This is a genomic window from Leclercia sp. CFBP8987 (genome assembly GCF_034044995.2).
Lineage (GTDB): Bacteria > Pseudomonadota > Gammaproteobacteria > Enterobacterales > Enterobacteriaceae > Enterobacter > Enterobacter tamurae.
This window is the reverse complement of sequence record NZ_CM188255.1, coordinates 1,112,532-1,130,128: the sequence shown is the minus strand read 5'-3', so window position 1 is coordinate 1,130,128 and position 17,597 is coordinate 1,112,532. Positions and strand designations below refer to the sequence as shown.

The window sequence follows — 17,597 nt, the reverse complement described above, 5'->3', positions numbered from 1 at the left end:
CTTACCCGGCACAGCATACCGCTCCTCCGTTAATGTTTACGGAAAAAGTCGTTATACAACATGTACAGATGTGCTGCGCTCCAGGAGAAGTTGGGGGCGCCTTGCTGCGCGCCGTTCAGCGGATTGTAGTTTTCCTGGATCGGGCCGTCAGAAGTTAACCCCTTTGCGTGCTTAAAGAAGTTTTCAGCCAGCGTTTGTGCCTGTTCCCGATAGCCATAGCGTTGCATCCCTTTCAGGCCAAACCAGAACTGGTCGACCCAGACCCGGCCGCGCCAGTAGATATCCGGGCCAAATGCCGGGTTGGTAAGCGCGGCCGTCCCGAGCGGCACATAAGTGTTGAATTCTTTCGGATCCAGCATCACCTTCACCACGGCATTAGCATGCTCCTGCGTTGCCGCACCGTTAAACAGCGGCGACCAGCCTTCCGGGCCTTTGCCGCGCTCGACGATCGGTTTACCCGCACAGCCATTCTGAAGCGGTTTATCCTCGATGCGAATGTCATAGTAAAAACCGCTTTTCGCGTCGAACATGCAGGTATTGATGTAGGTCGCGAGCTTATCCGCCAGCTGGCGGTAGTGGCTGGCCTCCTGCTCTTTCCCCAGCAGGCTCGCCATCTGTGCCAGATAGTGATTGTCGCTGTACATATAGCTCGCCTGGTCGACGGACTCCTGCAGCAGCGAATAGCCCAATAGCCTGCCCTCTTTGTCGCGGTTTTCGGCAAAATTCACCGCCCAGTCGCTGCGTTTGCCGCCGTTTTCGACGTATTTATCCAGCTGGGATTGATCGATAAAACCGAAGACGGCGGCGTCATCCCGCCCCGATTCCCACGAGGCTGCAACCTGCGCTGGGATCTCCAGACTGTCGTAATGGCCCTTGTCGACCACACGGGCATAGTTGTTCAGACCGGAAAGCGATTCCTCTTTATCACCTTTTTTCACCGTGAAGAGCATCTCACCGCTGGCGGTATTATGGGCTTTATCACCCGTCGCGCCGTACTCCGGCACGCCGTTGCCGTTATGGTCGCGGTTGCGTAGCCACCAGTCGTGGTAGGCCACCAGTTTAGGGTACATCTCTGCCAGCCAGGCCTTGTCCTGAGTGGTGTTGTACACCTCCATCACTGACCACGCGGCAAGGCTCGGTTTGGTATTGCGCTCGTTCCAGTTGCCGCCGTCCCCGCCGCGTTCCGGGCTCAGGTTCCAGGCGATAAGATCCGGCACAAAGCCGGCATCCTGCGGGCGGACCGGATCGTCGGGTTTGATTTGCCAGGAGAAGACCGCGCGAATGTTCTCTTTGGCGATCTCCGGGTTGAAATGCGACATGGCAAATGCCTGTTTCCAGGTATCCCACGGCCAGGTCTGGTTGCCGGAGAACCAACGTCCGGTGACGGATGGCGTCACCGTGTTATAACGCACCGCGCCGCCCGGTGAGCGCCAGTTGCCGTTCAGCGTTTCGATGGCTTTCACCGCCACGCGGGTTTGCTCTGGCGTCGCGTTTGGGTTGGTTAACCCTTTCTGCAAATAGCCTTCCCAACGCTGTTGCGAGGCCGTCATATAGGCGGCCGGGCGCGCCAGAATATCGCGGATCGGCATCTGCTCCCGCTTCACCTCATCCGCGTTGAGCAGATGGGAATAGGTGGTATACAGCGTGGTGCTGCCGGTAATGTGCGCCCGGCTGGTAAAGCGATGCCCGTCGACGGTGGTGTCGACGGGGATGGATTTATGCACCTGATATTCGGAACTGCCGGAGGTCAGCAGATCCCAGGTGGAACGCACTTTGCCAAAGGTCACTTTCAGGCCGTCACGGGTGGAGACCAGCTTGCGCTGGTAATCCGGATACGCGCCGTCGATAGTTTTATCCGACAGCGGTTTGCCCTCTTTCGCCTCCAGCTTTTCCAGCAGTTTGCCATCCCACACCAGGTCGAGCGGTGTCTTGCTGGTGATACGGGTTTCCAGCAGCGAGGTGCGCGCGGTGGCAAAGCGCAGCGTCATCGCGATCTGTACATCTTTGGCATTTAGCGTCTGCACCAGCGCGCCGGGAATGCTGTAAGCCTCAAGGGTAAAATCCACTTTTTTGCCGTTCTGATACACACTCAGGCGATCGAAATTCGTCGCCATAAAGTTGATGTACTCTTCGGTGAGAAGCGCTATGCCGGGAAATCCTCCCTGGGTCTGCGGCCCGTTCGGCAGTAAATGCCCATGCCAGGCGCCCAAATCGAAAAAGGGATTAAAACGCTGGTGGTCGTCATAGTCGAAATCGTGCATGTACGCCGGGGCACCGGTACGGTTGATGACGTTTTTAAAATCAGCTGTGCTGGCGGCGTGAGCCGAAAAACTGAGCGCCAGCGCGCAGGCCAGTGGTGTAAGGCTGAGTTTCATGGTGGAAGATCCTTTTACCAGTAGACGTATTGCATCAGGAAGATCCGATCGCTCGGGTCGCCGGAGGCATTTTTCATATAGAAGCGGCTGTCGGCAGCGGTAGCAAAACGCCCATCGCCGTACTCGTACCAGATACCGAACTGCATAAATGAGGTCGTTTCATCGGCGGCATTGTCCGGGCGGTGCTTTGCATAGCTGTAAGCGGTGGAGAGATAAACGCCTTTTAACGCTTCAACCATAGCGCTGACCATATAGCCGGTCTCTGTGCCGGGGACGTCTTTACCGCTGGCCCGGCCGGTGTGATGCCAGGCGCGCGCCGCCAGGTTGGGCGACAGAATGCCGGTTAAATAGAGCTGACCGGTGCCATCCGTGACTTCAAGGCCGTTCATCCAGGTGACGTCTTTGACGATGTCATACTGGATATAACCGTTGGCCATCGCCGGATAGGTATACTTATCGTCATAGCGATCGTATTTGCCAAAGTGCAGCCAGGCTTTGCTCTCGTCATGGTGCCCCGCAGGCGTGGCGGTGACGCTATAGCGCAGGTTCCCGGAGAGGTTCTGTACTTTCAGCGCATACATAATGTCGCGGGTGTTGGGGATCACATAGCCCAGATCGGGCGTGAAGTCCCCCCACCACTGCAGGTCATCGAGGGAGGAGTCCTGACGCAGGCTGAGCATGATCTCGGTGCTGTTGTCGGTTTTGTAGCCGCCGTAAAAGCGGTTAAGCCCACCTTCAAACCCGCCCCAGCTGTGATCGGGCACCCAGGCGTTTCCCTGATGGTCAGCCTGTACGGTCCAGCCTTCGCCATAAATCAGGCCGAACCAGTGCCCGTGCTTTATTTCCAGACCGCTCTCAATATAGGTCCCGTCACTGTATTTATGTTTATCCTGACCTTCTAAATCCATATATCCGCCAACCCCCAGTTCGCCATCAAAACGAAATGATGGAGAGGTGATTTCCGGGGTTCGGGTATCATCATGTTCAGCAGGCCGGGCGTCTTCTGCGGCAAATGCAGGGCAGCAGAAAGAGAGGATAGCCAGTATCCAAATTATTTTATTTTTAATTTTCATGCACTTATCCCAATGATAAAATATTCACATCTTCACTGTTAATGAATATTTGATGCAGGTAACGCTTCTATTTGTTGTTGTTCTTTTGATAATCCCTTGACGTATTTGCTGTATTTCCACCAGGCAAAGCCGAGGAATAAAACAATGCCACCGACGTTATAGAAAATAATCGTCATAATATTGGCACCGGTAGGGAAAGTTGAAGCCACAAAGCCGATGGCAAAAATCACAATCAGCATCGACACCACCACAATACCCGTGGTGCGTGAGCCCATTTTGAAATCGCGCGGGAGATGATCGAGCTTGCGGCGCAGATTCAGGTAAGCCAGCATGATGAACAGCGGCGGCAGCATAGAGGCAGCGGCGGTCATGTTGATGACGGTGTTCATCAGCTCCTGCGCGGTATTCGATCCCATGGTTGGGATAATCATTAACGGAATGACGATCAAATACTGGATCCACGCCGCCCGCGCCGGGACGCCATTCTCGTTCAGCGCCACCGTTTTTGGCCCAAAAATGCCGCTCGGGATTTCAGAGAAGAAGATTTTGACCGGGGTGGCCGTCCACATCAGCAGGGAGCCGAACATCGCGGTAAAGGAGACCAGGCCGACAAAGCGGTTCATCAGCACTTCCGGCAGGCCAAACCATACCGCCAGACCATGGAACACCTGCACCGAGCCGCCGGTAAACTTCAGCTCCTTACTGCTGATAAAGACGTTAATCAGCACGGAGGAGATAGAATAGAGCACGCCGATGAAAATCCCCGCCAGAATGATCACCTTAACGAAGGATTTTGAGCCGCCCTTGACGTCGTTAACGTACACGGCAACGGACTCTGCGCCCCCGGCGGCCATGAATATCCAGGTGGTGATGCCGAGGAAGGCCCAGTTGAAGTCAGGGATCATCGCGTCAACGGTAATCGGGTCGGCTGGCTGTACGCCGCCCATGAGCGCGGCACCTGCCAGCAGAATATAGGAAAGGGTCAACAGCAGCATGAGCGTAGAGGTCACAGACGTGATCGGCCCCAGCATCTTCGCCCCGTTGGTAGACACCCAGGTCGAGAAGGCAAACAGCACCATGCTCAGTACCGTGGTGGCGAACGGCGTAAGAATGTACTCATATCCCAAAAAGGCGTAAGAGGCGTAGGCAATGACGCGCGGTAATAACGAGGTGAAGAAGAACAGGTTCACGAACCAGTAGGTGTAGGCGGTAATAAACGCCCAACGCCCACCCAGCGAACTTTTCACCCAGGCGTACACACCTGCTTCGGAGTTTTTATTCAGGGAGACAAACTCCGCGATAATTAAGCAGAAAGGAATGAAGTAGAACAAGGTGGCTAAAAAGAACATCGGCGCGGAGGCAAGCCCCAGCTCGATGTTGTTATTAATCACGTTGTTAAAACTGAATACAGCGGCAAAGGTCAGCGACAGCAGGCCGAATTTGCCGATGGTATTACGCTTAGTGGTTCCAGACATAATATTTCTCCGGGTACGAGGAGGAGAGCGGTGCTTCACTGGCACCACTGGATTATTATTTGTTATGGAAATAACCGTCTTCGACGGTCACATAGAGGACGACTTTTTTTGCCGGCGTATCACTGATAAAGCGATACGCCTCATGATTCTCACAAATCACGACATGCCCCTCGCGCACCTGTTCGGTATGACCCACACCTTTCAGATATTCGCGGTCGGTTTCATCGCGGTAGCACTCCACAAGCTGAAGGGCTTCTTTTGCGGCATACTCAATTTTTTGCACCCCCTGCAGGTAGTAATGCACCTCGAAATAGCGGCGATGACCGACGAACAGCGCGTCGGTGCTGGCATCGCGGGTCACGCGGTAAGCCAGCGAATCGCCAATCGAGTGGGCAACACCGGGCTGGATGTGGTCGATATTGTTGATGGCCTCTACGCAGCGCTGCCATTTACGGCCCGCACGGTAAAGCTGCTGGAACTGTTCCAGGCTATCCAGAACGATCATTTTTCTGCCTCGCTGTGTGAATTCATGGAGAAGAAACCGGTGCCGAACCGATGGCGCGCCAGCGTCTGCGCGGCGGTTTGTCCGCCTTCCAGCGGGAGCAGGGTAAAACCGTAGCGGAACGGTCTGAACCAGACGCGCCAGCTGTCCAGCACTTCGCTTCCCCAGGAATTGGAGCCTAAGCCCAGGACCTGATGGTCGAGATTGAGGGTGATGTCCTCGCAGCGCCGCAGTTCGTTGCAGTGCTGTGCGGCGTGAATGTTCTCTGCCGTGTAGTGCCAGGCGCTGAAGTGAATGGGTTGCTGAGGCACCACCAGCAGGCCGCTGCCGTGGCGGTTGGCAAGCGTTGCCCAGCGCACCTGCTGGCGGTTACCGTTGTTCTGCGGGAACGGGTAGTTTTCAAACATCTCATCCACCGTGGTATGCCACAGGTCTATGGTGCTGGCATGCTGGCTGTCCGGGTAGTTCTCTCCTGGCCCGCGTCCGTAATAGCTCACCTGGTCGAATTCGCCGTTGATGCCGAGCGTAAAGCCGATGCAGGGAATGATGTGCGGATAATCGCCGTAGCGTTCACCGCTCAGCTCTACGTTGATTTGCCCGTCGGCGGCAATGCGCCAGCGATAGGTGCAGCGCATACCAAAATCAAACACCGGCGGGGCAATCAGGCTGCGGGTCGTGATGATGACCGCATCGTCCTGATGCTCAACCTCGAAACCGCGCAGATGCTCCTGCATGATCTGCAGGTGGTTGGGTTGCCAGAGTCCCTCATACTCCTGCTTGTGGTTATCAATCATCGGTTTAAAAAAGTTAATCTTCGGTTCGCGGGTGATGTTTTCCTCACCGTTAACCTGCCAGGAGCAGAGTTTTCCCGTCACTTTTGAGAAGCTGGCGCGGAAGTTATGCCCGGTCACGCTGCAGCTCAGGCGATCCTCTTCCAGCAACAGCGGCGTCGCGTTGGCGTTAATAAACGGCGTGGCATGAGCCGTGCACGCGTTTAACGGGAACTGATACACCGCGATCTCGTGCCCGGCTTCGCTGTAGCGCGTGCGGCTGTTTTTGCTGATGCGCACGGTCAGGAACGTTTCGCGTTCATCGGGTTCGGGCAGGTCGAGAGGCATGCTGCGTGCGCTGTTGGGAGCAAGGCCGGTGATGACCAGCGGCTGGCTGTAGAGCGTTTCCCCTTCCGCACGCACCTCGGCGAGCAGGGTGTAATCGTCCAGGCTGGTGAACCAGTAGCGGTTTTCAACGTGCAGCTCGCCGCTCTGCCAGCGCAGCTTGACCGGGGCAATCACCTGCTTATATTCACGCAGGCCAGGACCTGGCGTTTGGTCTGAGTAGATCAGCCCGTCGAGGCAGAAGTTATAGTTATTCGGGTAATCACCAAAGTCGCCGCCGTAGGCGTAATACGTATTGCCGCTGGCGTCCGTGGCCTGAATACCGTGGTCGCACCACTCCCAGACGTAGTGGCCCTGAATACAGTCGTGGCGATCGAAGACGTTCTGATACTCGGTCAGGCCACCAGGGCCGTTGCCCATCGCGTGGGCGTATTCGCAGATGATGCGTGGCTTAGCGTGGGGATACTCACCGAACAGATTCATCAGCGGCACGCGGGTGTACATGGTAGAGATGATATCCACCACCTCGGCGTCGCGATCTTCTTCGTAGTGCAGCAGGCGCGTATCATCCAGCGCCTTTGCCGCCCGGGCCATGGCGCGGATATTACAGCCGTAGCCGGACTCGTTGCCAAGCGACCAGATGATGATTGAAGGATGGTTTTTCTGGGCGTGGATATGTCGCTCGATGCGCTCAACGTAAACGGGCTCCCATACCGGATCGTCCGTGATGCGGCTCAGATCGCCGACGTTGGCAAAGCCGTGAGATTCCACATCCGTTTCCGCCATCACGAACAGGCCGTAGAGGTCGCACAGTTCATAGAAGCGCGGATCGTTGGGGTAGTGGGCGGTGCGTACCGAGTTGATGTTGTGCTGCTTCATCAGGATCAGGTCGCGCTCGACGCGATCCATGCCCACGGCGCGGCCCTTCTGGTGATCGTTGTCGTGACGGTTTACGCCGTGCAGCTTCAGGTAGCGGTTGTTGACGTAGAACAGACCGTCGCGCACCTTGATGTCCCGGAAACCGATGCGCTGCGGGATAACTTCCAGCGTCTGCCCGTGCGCGTCCTTTAACGTCATCACCAGATGGTAGAGATAGGGCGATTCGGCAGACCACTGCTGAGGCTGTTTGACCTCAATGCTGAAGGCGGTTTCCGCGCCGCGGATCGCGGTCAGGCTGTCGGTCGTACCCTGCTGGAGCACCGCCTCGCCATCATAGAGAGTATACTCCAGCGACAGGGTTGATGCGTGCGGGGCCAGGTTTTCCAGTTCAAGCTGACAGAAGAGCGTCGCGTCCTGATACGCCTCGTCGAAGGTGGTTTTGAGGGTGAAATCGCGCACGTGAGCGGGATTTTTTCCGACCAGATAAACATCGCGGAAAATGCCGGCCGTCCACCACATGTCCTGATCTTCAATGTAGGTGGAATCCGCCCACTGCATCACCCGCACGCACAGCAGGTTTTGTCCGCTGTGCACCGCATGGCTGATATCAAACTCGGCGGTCAGTCGGCTGCCCTTGCTAAAGCCAATGTACTGACCATTCACATAGACTTCGAAATAGGTTTCGACGCCGTCAAACTTGATGAGGGTCTGCTTATTTTGCCAGGTGTCGGACAGGGTGAAGTAGCGCTGATACGCCCCGGTTGGGTTGTCCGCAGGCACCCAGGGAACGTCTATCGGGAAGGGGAAGCCTTCGTCGGTGTACTGCAGCTGGCCGTGGCCTTCCATCTGCCACATGGCCGGAACAGTAATGTCGTCCCAGCCGGTCATGTACTCAGAGGTGAAGCTTTCCGGTACATACAGCGGATGCGTGAAGAAACGAAAATTCCACTGGCCGCTGAGTGATAAAAAGTGGCCACTGGCTTCGCGGGCAAAGGTACGAGCCTGCGCGACAGTGTCATATGAGAAGAAATACGCACGCGGCGGGAGCCGGTTCTCATGCGTGAGTTGAATATTTTCCCAGCGATTCATGCGATCTCCCTGTAGGGGTAAACATCATTGCCGAGGATTTTAGTAAAAATTTTACTAAATAAAATCAGTAAAGGTGATTTGCTTTAACTTGATCACAAATAAAAAAAATGCCGGGCATGCCCGGCAGCGTGTTTAACGTGGGGATTAGCGGGTAGTACCGCGCAGTTTGAGCACGCTCGGCACAAAGACCTGAAGCGGCAGTGCACGACCATCGCGGGATTTTTCCAGCAGCAGGTTAACCCCCTGGCTGCCCATCATTTCCGAGTGGATACGCACGGTAGAAAGTGGCGGGAAGGTGAAGCGGGCGGTCGGGATATCGTTCACGCTGATGAGTGAAATATCCTCGGGGATCGACAGCCCTTTTTCATGAATAGCGCGCAATACGCCGATGGCTATCGAATCAGAGGCCACAAACAGCGCGCCGGGCCAGCTTGCCTGTGTCAGCATGGTTTTTGCCAGTTCATATCCGGATGAGCTGGAAAAACCGCCGCGCCAGATATCCTGCTCTGACACTACCCCTTTCAAACGGCCATACTCCACGAAAGCGGCTTCGCGGATATCGGCTTTGCCGGGCTCATCTTCCCCGCCGATAAAACCAATGCGCTTAACATGCTGATGAATAAAGAAATCAATGATCTGCTTGCTGATGCGCGAGAGGTCAATATCGACGGAATCGTACTGGCTGCCGGGCTCGTGAAAATCGATAAAGCAGACGTTGTCCGTTAAGGCCATCGCGGTACGGCGAATCGCTGAGGAGGGCTTGCCAACGATCAGTACGCCGGTGAGTTTTTTAATCTCAGGCAGGGTGGCATTGGCGTAACAGTTGCTCAGGTCGACGCCCAGCTTTTCACACTGCGTCTCAATGCCGTGGCGGATGGCAAGGTAGTAGGGATCGTTAATCTCCAGCTCTTGCTGATAGCTATAAAGCGCCAGGATGTGTTGCTGACCCATAGTGGCAGACTGCATTTTGCGGGACGTTGTGCTCTTATATTCCAGCTTTTCAGCAATCTCCAGAATGCGGTGTTTGGTCTCTTCTTTTACGTTCAACGTTGGGTCATCGTTTAAAACCCGGGATACCGTCGCCAGCGAGACGCCAGCCTCCGTCGCGATGTCTTTGAGCGTTGCCATGTTTATCCTTATTCCCGACGTAATAACCCATTGTAAAGGATGAGTCGGGACATGCATCAGTTTTTACTAAATATACTGCCCATTGCTTCCGGCAAATACCGTGCTAGTATTTAGTAAAATTTTACCAAGGAGAGAGAATGGATACGGTAGCTTACGATGACTTTGCAAAGCTGGAGATCCGCGTGGGAACGATCTTGGACGTTAAGCGCCACGCTAACGCAGACAAACTCTATATTGCGCAGATTGATGTGGGCGGCAGGACGCTGCAAACCGTAACCAGCCTGGTGCCGTATTACCGGGAAGAGGCGTTGATGGGGAAAACGGTGGTGGTGCTGTGTAATCTGGCGAAAGCGAAGATGCGCGGCGAAACCTCTGAATGCATGTTACTCTGCGCGGAAACCGATGATGCCAGCGAAAGCGTGTTATTAACGCCGGAGCGGGCGATGGCGGCGGGCGTACGTGTTGTATAAAAAGCCGGGTAAGGCGTAGCCGCCACCCGGCACAACAGCTCCGTTACTGCCAGCTCACCTCACCTTTCGGTTCATACGCGTTCACATCCAGCGGAGAGTTCTGCTGGATGTACTGCTTCAGCACCTCGGCGTCGATAAAGCCGGTATTCACATAGCCTGGTTTATCATCAATGTGCGGATAGCCATCGCCGCCGGTGGCGTTAAAGCTTAACGTCGCCATCCGGTAGGTTTTCGCTGGGTCAACCGGTTCGCCTTTGATTTTCAGGTCGTTGAGTACCCCGCCCTTCGCCACAAAGCTGACGTTGGCGAACTGCGGATAGGCCCCGGAGTCAGGCTTCATCTGCGCCACCGCGGTCAGATAGTCCGTCACCTCTTTACCGGTCATATCGACATACACCAGCACGTTGCCGAACGGCTGCACCTTGAGCACATCTTTATAGGTGATATCGCCGCCCTCAATGGAGTCGCGGATCCCACCGCCGCTCATCACCGCGAAATCGGCATTGGTACGTGCCATTTGTGCGGCCAGCACCAGATGACCCATGTTGGTCTGCACGAAACGCACCTTGCTGCGATCGCCTTCCAGTCGGCCGGAGAGCGTGCCGATCTTCACATCCAGCTGCGCCTTGCCCTTATTCTGGAACGGTGACAGCAGGGAGAGCATCTGCGGGTTTTCCGCAATTTCCGGCGTATAGAGAACACGCTCGCTCTGGCCGTTATCGTAAGTCACCTTCTTCTTCAGGTTGACCGGGATCAGCTGGTAGTGCACCAGCTTCATCTCGCCATTACGGAATTCGAAATCCGCGCGGCCTACGTATTTGCCCCACTCATGGGCCTGCACAATCCAGATCCCGTTCTGCTTGTCCGGCGCGCAGGGGGTGCCTGGCACATAATCGACCTGCTTTTTATTCTCTGAGGCCATGCAGACCGGATCCTGAGAGTGACCGCCGACAATCATCGCCAGCGAACCCGCCGGCAGGCTGCGCGCCATCTCAACATCGCCCGGAGCGTTCGAGCCGTGGTCACCATTATCGTAATGACCCATGTGGGTCGTGGCGATAATCACGTCCGGCTTTTCGTTCTGCTGTAATTCCTGGATCACCAGCTTCGCTTCGTCGGCCGGTTTACGGAATTCGATATCGGTAAAATATTCCGGGTTGCCAATTTTGGCCGTGTCATCGGTGGTCAGCCCCACCACGGCAATTTTAATATCCTGGCGTTTGAAAATGGCCCAGGGTTTAAATAAACGCTCCCCGGTGCTTTTCTGGTAAATATTGGCGGAGAGGAACGGGAATTTGGCCCACTTCTCCTGCTGGCGTAATACGTCGATTGGATTATCAAACTCGTGGTTACCGACGGCCATCGCATCGTAGCCGATCAAATTCATGCCGCGAAAATCGGGCTCTGCATCCTGTAAATCCGATTCCGGCACGCCGGTATTAATGTCGCCGCCAGAGAGTAACAGCACGCTGCCGCCCTTCGCCGCGACCTCTTTACGGATCCCGTCCACCAGCGTCTTCTGCGCCGAGAGGCCATACTCGCCGTATTCGCTGCGCCAGAAGTGGCCGTGATGATCGTTGGTATGCAGGATAGTGATGTTATAGGTTTTATCCTGCTCCCAGGCCTGAGCAGGCAGGCTTAACAGACCGCACGCCGCGATGATTGCCAGCGCGACGCCTCGCTTCATTAACTTCATTTCTTCACTCCCTGATCCATAGACAAAGGCAAAAATTACAGCGAGTAAGCAGAATAGACAAATAAGTTTTCAGAATTGCGACTTTCCTCAAATGTCGGGGGAAGGTATGTTAGCTGAATAATAATTACATCCTGCACTTCCTATAACAATCGACGTGGTATTTATGGCAATCAGTGAATCTACTCCACCGGTGTCGGCTGCTAAGGCTCGCACCTCATTTGGTATTCTCGGCGCAATCAGTCTTTCGCATCTGCTTAACGATATGATCCAGTCGCTTATTCTGGCGATCTATCCGTTATTACAGTCCGAGTTCTCTCTTACCTTTGTCCAGATCGGCATGATCACCCTCACCTTCCAGCTGGCGTCGTCGCTGCTGCAACCGGTGGTGGGCTACTGGACGGATAAATATCCGATGCCGTGGTCGCTGCCGATTGGCATGTGCTTTACCCTGAGCGGCCTGATCCTGCTGGCGATGGCAGGCAGCTTTGAGGGCGTATTAGTGGCCGCCGCGCTGGTGGGTACCGGCTCGTCGGTCTTCCACCCCGAGTCGTCCCGCGTGGCACGCATGGCCTCCGGTGGCCGTCACGGGCTGGCGCAGTCGCTGTTCCAGGTGGGCGGTAACTTCGGCAGCTCCCTCGGCCCGCTGCTGGCGGCGGTGATTATCGCCCCGTACGGTAAAGGTAACGTGGCCTGGTTCGTGCTGGCCGCGCTGTTAGCTATCGTGGTGCTGGCCCAGATTAGCCGCTGGTATGCTGCCCAGCACCGGGTTAATAAAGGCAAACCACAAGCGCCGGTAATTAATCCCCTGCCGCGCAACAAGGTGATTCTGGCGGTCAGCATCCTGCTGATGCTGATTTTCTCCAAATACTTCTACATGGCGAGCATCAGCAGCTATTACACCTTTTATTTGATGGAAAAATTCGGATTATCGGTGCAAAACGCCCAGTTTCACCTCTTCGCCTTCCTCTTTGCGGTGGCCGCGGGGACGTTTATTGGCGGGCCGCTGGGGGACAAGATTGGGCGTAAATATGTGATTTGGGGCTCTATCCTCGGCGTAGCGCCTTTCACCCTTATTTTGCCCTATGCAACCCTGTGGTGGACGGGGGTTTTAACCGTGATCATTGGTTTTATCCTCGCGTCTGCCTTTTCTGCCATTCTGGTGTATGCCCAGGAGCTGTTACCGGGGCGTATCGGCATGGTTTCCGGGCTGTTTTTTGGATTTGCCTTTGGGATGGGTGGCCTTGGCGCGGCGGTATTAGGGCTGATTGCAGACCATACCAGCATCTTTTTGGTCTACAAAATCTGCGCTTTCCTGCCACTTCTCGGGATGTTGACCATATTCCTGCCTGATAACCGGCATAAAGCCTGATTTATCCGCGGTCAAACTCCAGGTTTGGCCGCAACCTCCCCTACTGCCATAAGCCTTTCTTAGCACAGCCTCGTAAAAATCGTCCTGTTCTGCTTCCGTTTAACCCTTATTGCTGTTTTACTCAAATTTCAATAATTATTCATAAACATAATCATTAAATTTGTCATAAACTATTACTCGGCTTTTTGGTTTTGAACCAAAAATGGATTAACTCAGCAACGAAAGGAGACGGAATGCATCACGCCACACCGCTTATCACCACCATTGTCGGTGGACTTGTACTCGCATTTATACTCGGCATGCTTGCCAACAAACTTCGCATTTCGCCTCTGGTGGGCTATTTATTAGCGGGCGTGTTAGCCGGTCCTTTTACCCCAGGTTTTGTTGCTGATACTAAACTTGCCCCGGAGCTGGCGGAGCTTGGCGTGATCCTGCTGATGTTCGGTGTTGGTTTGCATTTCTCCCTGAAGGATTTGATGGCGGTAAAGTCGATCGCCATTCCCGGTGCGATCGCCCAGATAGCCGTGGCGACGTTGCTGGGTATGGCGCTTTCAGCGATGCTGGGCTGGCCGCTGATGACCGGCATTGTGTTTGGCCTCTGTCTTTCCACCGCCAGTACCGTGGTGCTGCTGCGCGCGCTTGAAGAGAGACAGTTGATTGACAGCCAGCGAGGGCAGATCGCCATTGGCTGGCTGATTGTTGAAGATCTGGTGATGGTCTTAACCCTGGTGCTGCTGCCTGCGGTCGCCGGAATGCTTGAAAAAGACAACGTCGGCTTTGCCACCCTGGCGCTGGATATGAGTATTACCATCGGTAAGGTGGTGGCGTTTATCGCCATTATGATGCTGGTAGGCCGCCGCCTGGTGCCGTGGATCCTCTCCCGCAGCGCCGCTACCGGCTCCCGCGAGCTGTTTACCCTTGCGGTACTGGCTCTGGCGCTGGGTATCGCCTTTGGCGCCGTCGAGCTGTTTGATGTCTCCTTCGCTCTGGGTGCCTTCTTCGCCGGAATGGTGCTGAACGAATCGGAACTGAGCCACCGTGCCGCCCACGATACCCTGCCCCTGCGCGACGCCTTTGCGGTGCTGTTCTTCGTCTCCGTCGGGATGCTGTTCGACCCGCTGGTGCTGATTGACCAGCCGCTGGCGGTGCTGGGCACCCTGGCGATCATCATCTTTGGTAAGTCGGTTGCCGCGTTCTTCCTGGTGCGTCTGTTCGGCCACTCGCCGCGTACCGCGCTCACCATCGCCGCCAGCCTGGCGCAGATTGGTGAGTTTGCCTTTATCCTGGCCGGACTGGGCATGGCGCTGGATCTGCTGCCGCAGGCCGGACAAAACCTGGTACTGGCGGGGGCGATCCTCTCGATTATGCTCAACCCGGTGCTGTTCGCGCTGCTGGAAAAATACCTCGAGAAAACCGAAACCCTCGAAGAGCAGACGCTGGAAGAGGCGACGGAAGAAGAGAAACAGATCCCGGTGGATATCTGCAACCATGCCCTGCTGGTCGGCTTTGGCCGCGTCGGTAGCCTGTTAGGTGAGAAACTGATGGCGCAGGGAATTCCGCTGGTGGTGATTGAAACCTCCCGCACCCGGGTGGACGAGCTGCGCGAGCGCGGTATTCGTGCGGTACTGGGCAATGCGGCGAACGAAGAGATCATGAATCTGGCGCATCTGGACTGCGCGCGCTGGCTGCTGCTGACTATCCCTAACGGTTACGAAGCCGGTGAGATTGTGGTCTCCGCCCGCGAAAAATACCCGCACCTGGAGATTATCGCCCGGGCGCATTATGACGACGAAGTGGAATACATTATGGAGCGCGGCGCGAATCAGGTGGTGATGGGCGAGCGTGAGATTGCCAATACCATGCTGTCGCTGCTGGAGAAACCGCCGGTGGAAGCGGTGGTGACGGGGTAAAATTTTTGCGGCCTGATGCCCTCACCCTGGCCCTCTCCCACAGGGAGAGGGAACAAACACTAAAAGCGGCAACCTCTGGTTGCCGCTTTGCTTTTACCTGTCCCAGTACGACTCTTCCAGACTATCTTCTCTTTCCGGCAGGCCGCGCGTCAGACGCGGTGAGTGCTGGTTCAGCACCTGATAACTCACGCGGTTCGCGTACTTACACACCTGGGCCAGCGACGAGTAGGTCAGCCAGGAGAACTTGTGTTTGCTGGAGTTCGGCACGTTGGTGCGGTGGAAGGCGTTCGCGGTGATGTCGTGCAGCAGCGCCGCCAGCGCGCCGTCGCCTGCCCCGTTGGTGTTCATGATCTTCTCTGGCCCGCCCATGTACGGGGCGATGTGGGAGAAGATGCGCAGCGGGTTAACGCAATCTTTGTGGCGCATGGCGCGGCTGAACTCAAACTGGTTAAACTCGGCAATCGCCCCCGGCAGCAGCGGATGCTGGGTTTTGCGTTTCGCCTCTTCTTCGGTGAAACCGGCCATATACAAGCCAACCGGCCCGGCGGTGCAGAGCACCAGATCGACCCAGTCCAGCGCCTTGTCAGACGCCAGGAGCGGATCGCTTTCGCCGGTCAGGGCTTCGGCCTCTTCTTCATTCATCGCCAGAATAGAGACGTGCTCTTTCAGGAACGCCTGCCACCACTCAGGGTTATCGGCGATCACGAATTTGGTGCCCAGCGTCAGGACCACCGGCACGTTGTACTTCTTCGCGTACTCCACCGCCTTCATGGTCGCTTCCGGCATTGGCTCACCCGGCTTGCAGCGCACCAGATAGGAGGTCAAGACCAGCGCTGATGCCCCGGCAATCACCTCTTCCGGGATGCTCTCGGCGCGCAGCTTATTCATGTGCCCCGGGCTGATGGCGAAGGTGCGCTCTCCGGATTCGCCGATCAGCGTAAAGCAGCGGCCAATTGCCCCGTCCACGCCCTGGAGGTAGTTCAGATCGGTACGGCTGGAGGTGTTGCACAGATAGCGGTAGGCGTAGCTGCCAATTTCGATGTTGCTGCACATCACGCCCAGCAGCACGGAGCGGTCATCGGCCAGCACCGAGTAGTTGTGCATGGTGTTGCCGATAGTGCCCCCGGCAAACTGATGGGTGATCAGGTTATTCCGCACCAGCTCCTGATAGAGCGCTTCCGCCACATCATCTTCGATCACCAGAGAGTGCCCGGCGCTCAGGCCGTAACGCGCGACAAACGCATCGTCCACTTTGGCTTCGATGTCCACCAGCGTCTGATCGATACCCACCACCCAGGCGGCGTTGGTCTCATTTTCCGGCTGAATTTGCTGCAGGAGCGGATCGCGGGCGTTAACGGGAAAGTAGTGTTTGGATTTGCGTTTACCGGGAAATTTCATGTTCAGTGCTACGAGTGACGGTTGGGCCGGAAATGGTAGCATAAACCCGGCCCGGAGTGCGATTAGCGGCTGTTGGTCACCAGGGAGACCATCATCTCGATGTGTTCAGGGTCGTCGTTCAGCGCCGGAATGTACTCATACTTTTCCCCGCCCGCTTCGAGGAAGAACTCCCGGTTTTGCACCGCGATCTCCTCCAGCGTCTCCAGACAGTCTGCCGCAAAGCCCGGCGACATCACCTGAATATGTTTCACTCCCTTCTCACCCAGCATTTTGAGGGTCTCGTCGGTATAAGGAGTCAACCACGGCTCGCGACCAAAGCGCGACTGGAAGGTCATCATCACCTTCTCCGGCGGCAGGCCAAGGGCGGAGACCAGCTCACGGGTGGTATCGCGGCAGCGCTGCGGGTAGTCATCCCCTTCGTCGGCAAATCGCTGCGGAATACCGTGATAGGAGAGCAACAGCAGATCCGGCTCGCCGTGTTTTGCAAAGGAGGCGCGGGCGCTGCTGGCAAGGGCATTGATATACATGTCGTTATCCGCGTAGTCGCGAATAAAGGTCACGGAAGGAATACGGCGGCGGGTCGCCAGAATACGTGCCAGCTCGTCCCAGACGGCGGCCACGGTGGAGCAGGAGTATTGCGGATAGAGCGCCAGCACCACGATATGGTCCACGCCCTGCGCCAGCAGTTTATCAACGGCGCTTTCCAGGGATGGTTTACCGTAGCTCATACCGAGCACAACGGGCGTATCCGGCAGACGGGCGGCGAGCGCTTTCTCCTGACGACGGCTGTAGACCATCAGCGGCGAGCCCTCTTCCATCCAGACGGACTGATAGAGTTTTGCCACGCGCGGGGAACGGATCGGCAGGATCACGCCGCGCAGCAGTGGCCACCACAGCAGGCGTGGGGTATCCACAACGCGCGTATCGCTCAGAAACTGACGCAGATAACGGCTGACCGCTGCGGGGGTTGGGGCTTCGGGGGTACCTAGATTGGCAAGCAGGATGCCGGTTTTCGCCTGACTCATTCACGCCTCATAACCTTTTAACAGGCTGATAAGTGTATCTGAAAAGTGCGTAAACGGAACCAATTGCAGTAAGAGGTGAGATGAGAATTTTTC

The 17,597-nt window shown here is 56.0% G+C and carries 12 protein-coding genes; 3 read left to right on the top strand and 9 right to left on the bottom strand.

Annotation, left to right across the window (positions count from 1 at the left end):
- Window positions 1–29 precede the first annotated feature (29 nt).
- From ygjK to ebgR, 6 genes are all read right to left on the bottom strand, one after another.
- Entirely contained in the window at window positions 30–2,375 is a 2,346-nt protein-coding gene (gene ygjK, locus SOM40_RS05260) for an alpha-glucosidase (RefSeq protein WP_106992205.1), read from the bottom strand.
- A 14-nt stretch (window positions 2,376–2,389) separates the two neighbouring features.
- Entirely contained in the window at window positions 2,390–3,448 is a 1,059-nt protein-coding gene (ygjJ, locus tag SOM40_RS05255; RefSeq protein ID WP_320530639.1) for a protein YgjJ, read from the bottom strand.
- Window positions 3,449–3,486: 38 nt separating this feature from the next.
- Window positions 3,487–4,923, bottom strand: a complete 1,437-nt coding sequence (locus SOM40_RS05250) for an amino acid permease (RefSeq protein WP_106992203.1) — start codon at window positions 4,921–4,923, stop codon at window positions 3,487–3,489.
- Window positions 4,924–4,978: 55 nt separating this feature from the next.
- Entirely contained in the window at window positions 4,979–5,428 is a 450-nt protein-coding gene (locus SOM40_RS05245; protein WP_106992202.1) for a beta-galactosidase subunit beta, read from the bottom strand.
- The gene (gene ebgA, locus SOM40_RS05240) at window positions 5,425–8,508 is read right to left on the bottom strand and encodes a beta-galactosidase subunit alpha (protein ID WP_320530638.1); all 3,084 of its coding nucleotides are present in this window, start codon (window positions 8,506–8,508) and stop codon (window positions 5,425–5,427) included. The genes SOM40_RS05245 and ebgA overlap by 4 nt, the downstream gene beginning before the upstream one ends.
- A gap of 144 nt (window positions 8,509–8,652) precedes the next feature.
- The gene (ebgR, locus tag SOM40_RS05235; protein ID WP_106992200.1) at window positions 8,653–9,636 is read right to left on the bottom strand and encodes a transcriptional regulator EbgR; all 984 of its coding nucleotides are present in this window, start codon (window positions 9,634–9,636) and stop codon (window positions 8,653–8,655) included.
- A 137-nt stretch (window positions 9,637–9,773) separates the two neighbouring features.
- Here ebgR and SOM40_RS05230 point away from each other — a divergent pair, with 137 nt between their 5' ends.
- A complete protein-coding gene (locus SOM40_RS05230; RefSeq protein WP_106992199.1) occupies window positions 9,774–10,106 on the top strand; it encodes a tRNA-binding protein in 333 nt (110 codons plus the stop codon).
- 43 nt (window positions 10,107–10,149) lie between these two features.
- Here the strand turns inward: SOM40_RS05230 and ushA are convergent, their stop codons facing one another.
- Window positions 10,150–11,802 carry a bifunctional UDP-sugar hydrolase/5'-nucleotidase UshA gene (ushA, locus tag SOM40_RS05225; protein ID WP_312080204.1) on the bottom strand — a complete coding sequence of 551 codons (1,653 nt, stop codon included), beginning with the start codon at window positions 11,800–11,802 and terminating at the stop codon, window positions 10,150–10,152.
- Between the two features lie 163 nt (window positions 11,803–11,965).
- On the opposite strand from ushA, the gene SOM40_RS05220 reads away from it, so the two are divergent.
- Window positions 11,966–13,171 (top strand): MFS transporter, encoded by a 1,206-nt coding sequence (locus SOM40_RS05220; RefSeq protein WP_106992197.1) that lies wholly within the window; start codon window positions 11,966–11,968, stop codon window positions 13,169–13,171.
- A gap of 233 nt (window positions 13,172–13,404) precedes the next feature.
- Window positions 13,405–15,081, top strand: a complete 1,677-nt coding sequence (ybaL, locus tag SOM40_RS05215; protein WP_106992196.1) for a YbaL family putative K(+) efflux transporter — start codon at window positions 13,405–13,407, stop codon at window positions 15,079–15,081.
- A 93-nt stretch (window positions 15,082–15,174) separates the two neighbouring features.
- Here ybaL and SOM40_RS05210 read toward each other — a convergent pair whose 3' ends face one another.
- Together SOM40_RS05210 and hemH are read right to left on the bottom strand one after the other, a co-directional pair.
- Entirely contained in the window at window positions 15,175–16,479 is a 1,305-nt protein-coding gene (locus SOM40_RS05210) for an inosine/guanosine kinase (protein WP_166181754.1), read from the bottom strand.
- Between the two features lie 62 nt (window positions 16,480–16,541).
- Window positions 16,542–17,504: a ferrochelatase gene (gene hemH / locus SOM40_RS05205; protein ID WP_106992194.1), complete on the bottom strand. Its 963-nt coding sequence runs from the start codon at window positions 17,502–17,504 to the stop codon at window positions 16,542–16,544.
- Window positions 17,505–17,597: the final 93 nt, after the last annotated feature.

Excerpts from the sequence above, each read along its gene's own strand:
- ushA (WP_312080204.1), bottom strand. The coding sequence starts at position 11,802 with ATGAAGTTAATGAAGCGAGGCGTCGCGCTGGCAATCATCGCGGCGTGC.
- hemH (WP_106992194.1), bottom strand. The coding sequence starts at position 17,504 with ATGAGTCAGGCGAAAACCGGCATCCTGCTTGCCAATCTAGGTACCCCC.
- SOM40_RS05250 (WP_106992203.1), bottom strand. The coding sequence starts at position 4,923 with ATGTCTGGAACCACTAAGCGTAATACCATCGGCAAATTCGGCCTGCTG.
- ygjK (WP_106992205.1), bottom strand. The coding sequence starts at position 2,375 with ATGAAACTCAGCCTTACACCACTGGCCTGCGCGCTGGCGCTCAGTTTT.
- SOM40_RS05220 (WP_106992197.1), top strand. The coding sequence starts at position 11,966 with ATGGCAATCAGTGAATCTACTCCACCGGTGTCGGCTGCTAAGGCTCGC.
- SOM40_RS05210 (WP_166181754.1), bottom strand. The coding sequence starts at position 16,479 with ATGAAATTTCCCGGTAAACGCAAATCCAAACACTACTTTCCCGTTAAC.
- SOM40_RS05245 (WP_106992202.1), bottom strand. The coding sequence starts at position 5,428 with ATGATCGTTCTGGATAGCCTGGAACAGTTCCAGCAGCTTTACCGTGCG.
- ygjJ (WP_320530639.1), bottom strand. The coding sequence starts at position 3,448 with ATGAAAATTAAAAATAAAATAATTTGGATACTGGCTATCCTCTCTTTC.
- ybaL (WP_106992196.1), top strand. The coding sequence starts at position 13,405 with ATGCATCACGCCACACCGCTTATCACCACCATTGTCGGTGGACTTGTA.
- ebgA (WP_320530638.1), bottom strand. The coding sequence starts at position 8,508 with ATGAATCGCTGGGAAAATATTCAACTCACGCATGAGAACCGGCTCCCG.
- ebgR (WP_106992200.1), bottom strand. The coding sequence starts at position 9,636 with ATGGCAACGCTCAAAGACATCGCGACGGAGGCTGGCGTCTCGCTGGCG.
- SOM40_RS05230 (WP_106992199.1), top strand. The coding sequence starts at position 9,774 with ATGGATACGGTAGCTTACGATGACTTTGCAAAGCTGGAGATCCGCGTG.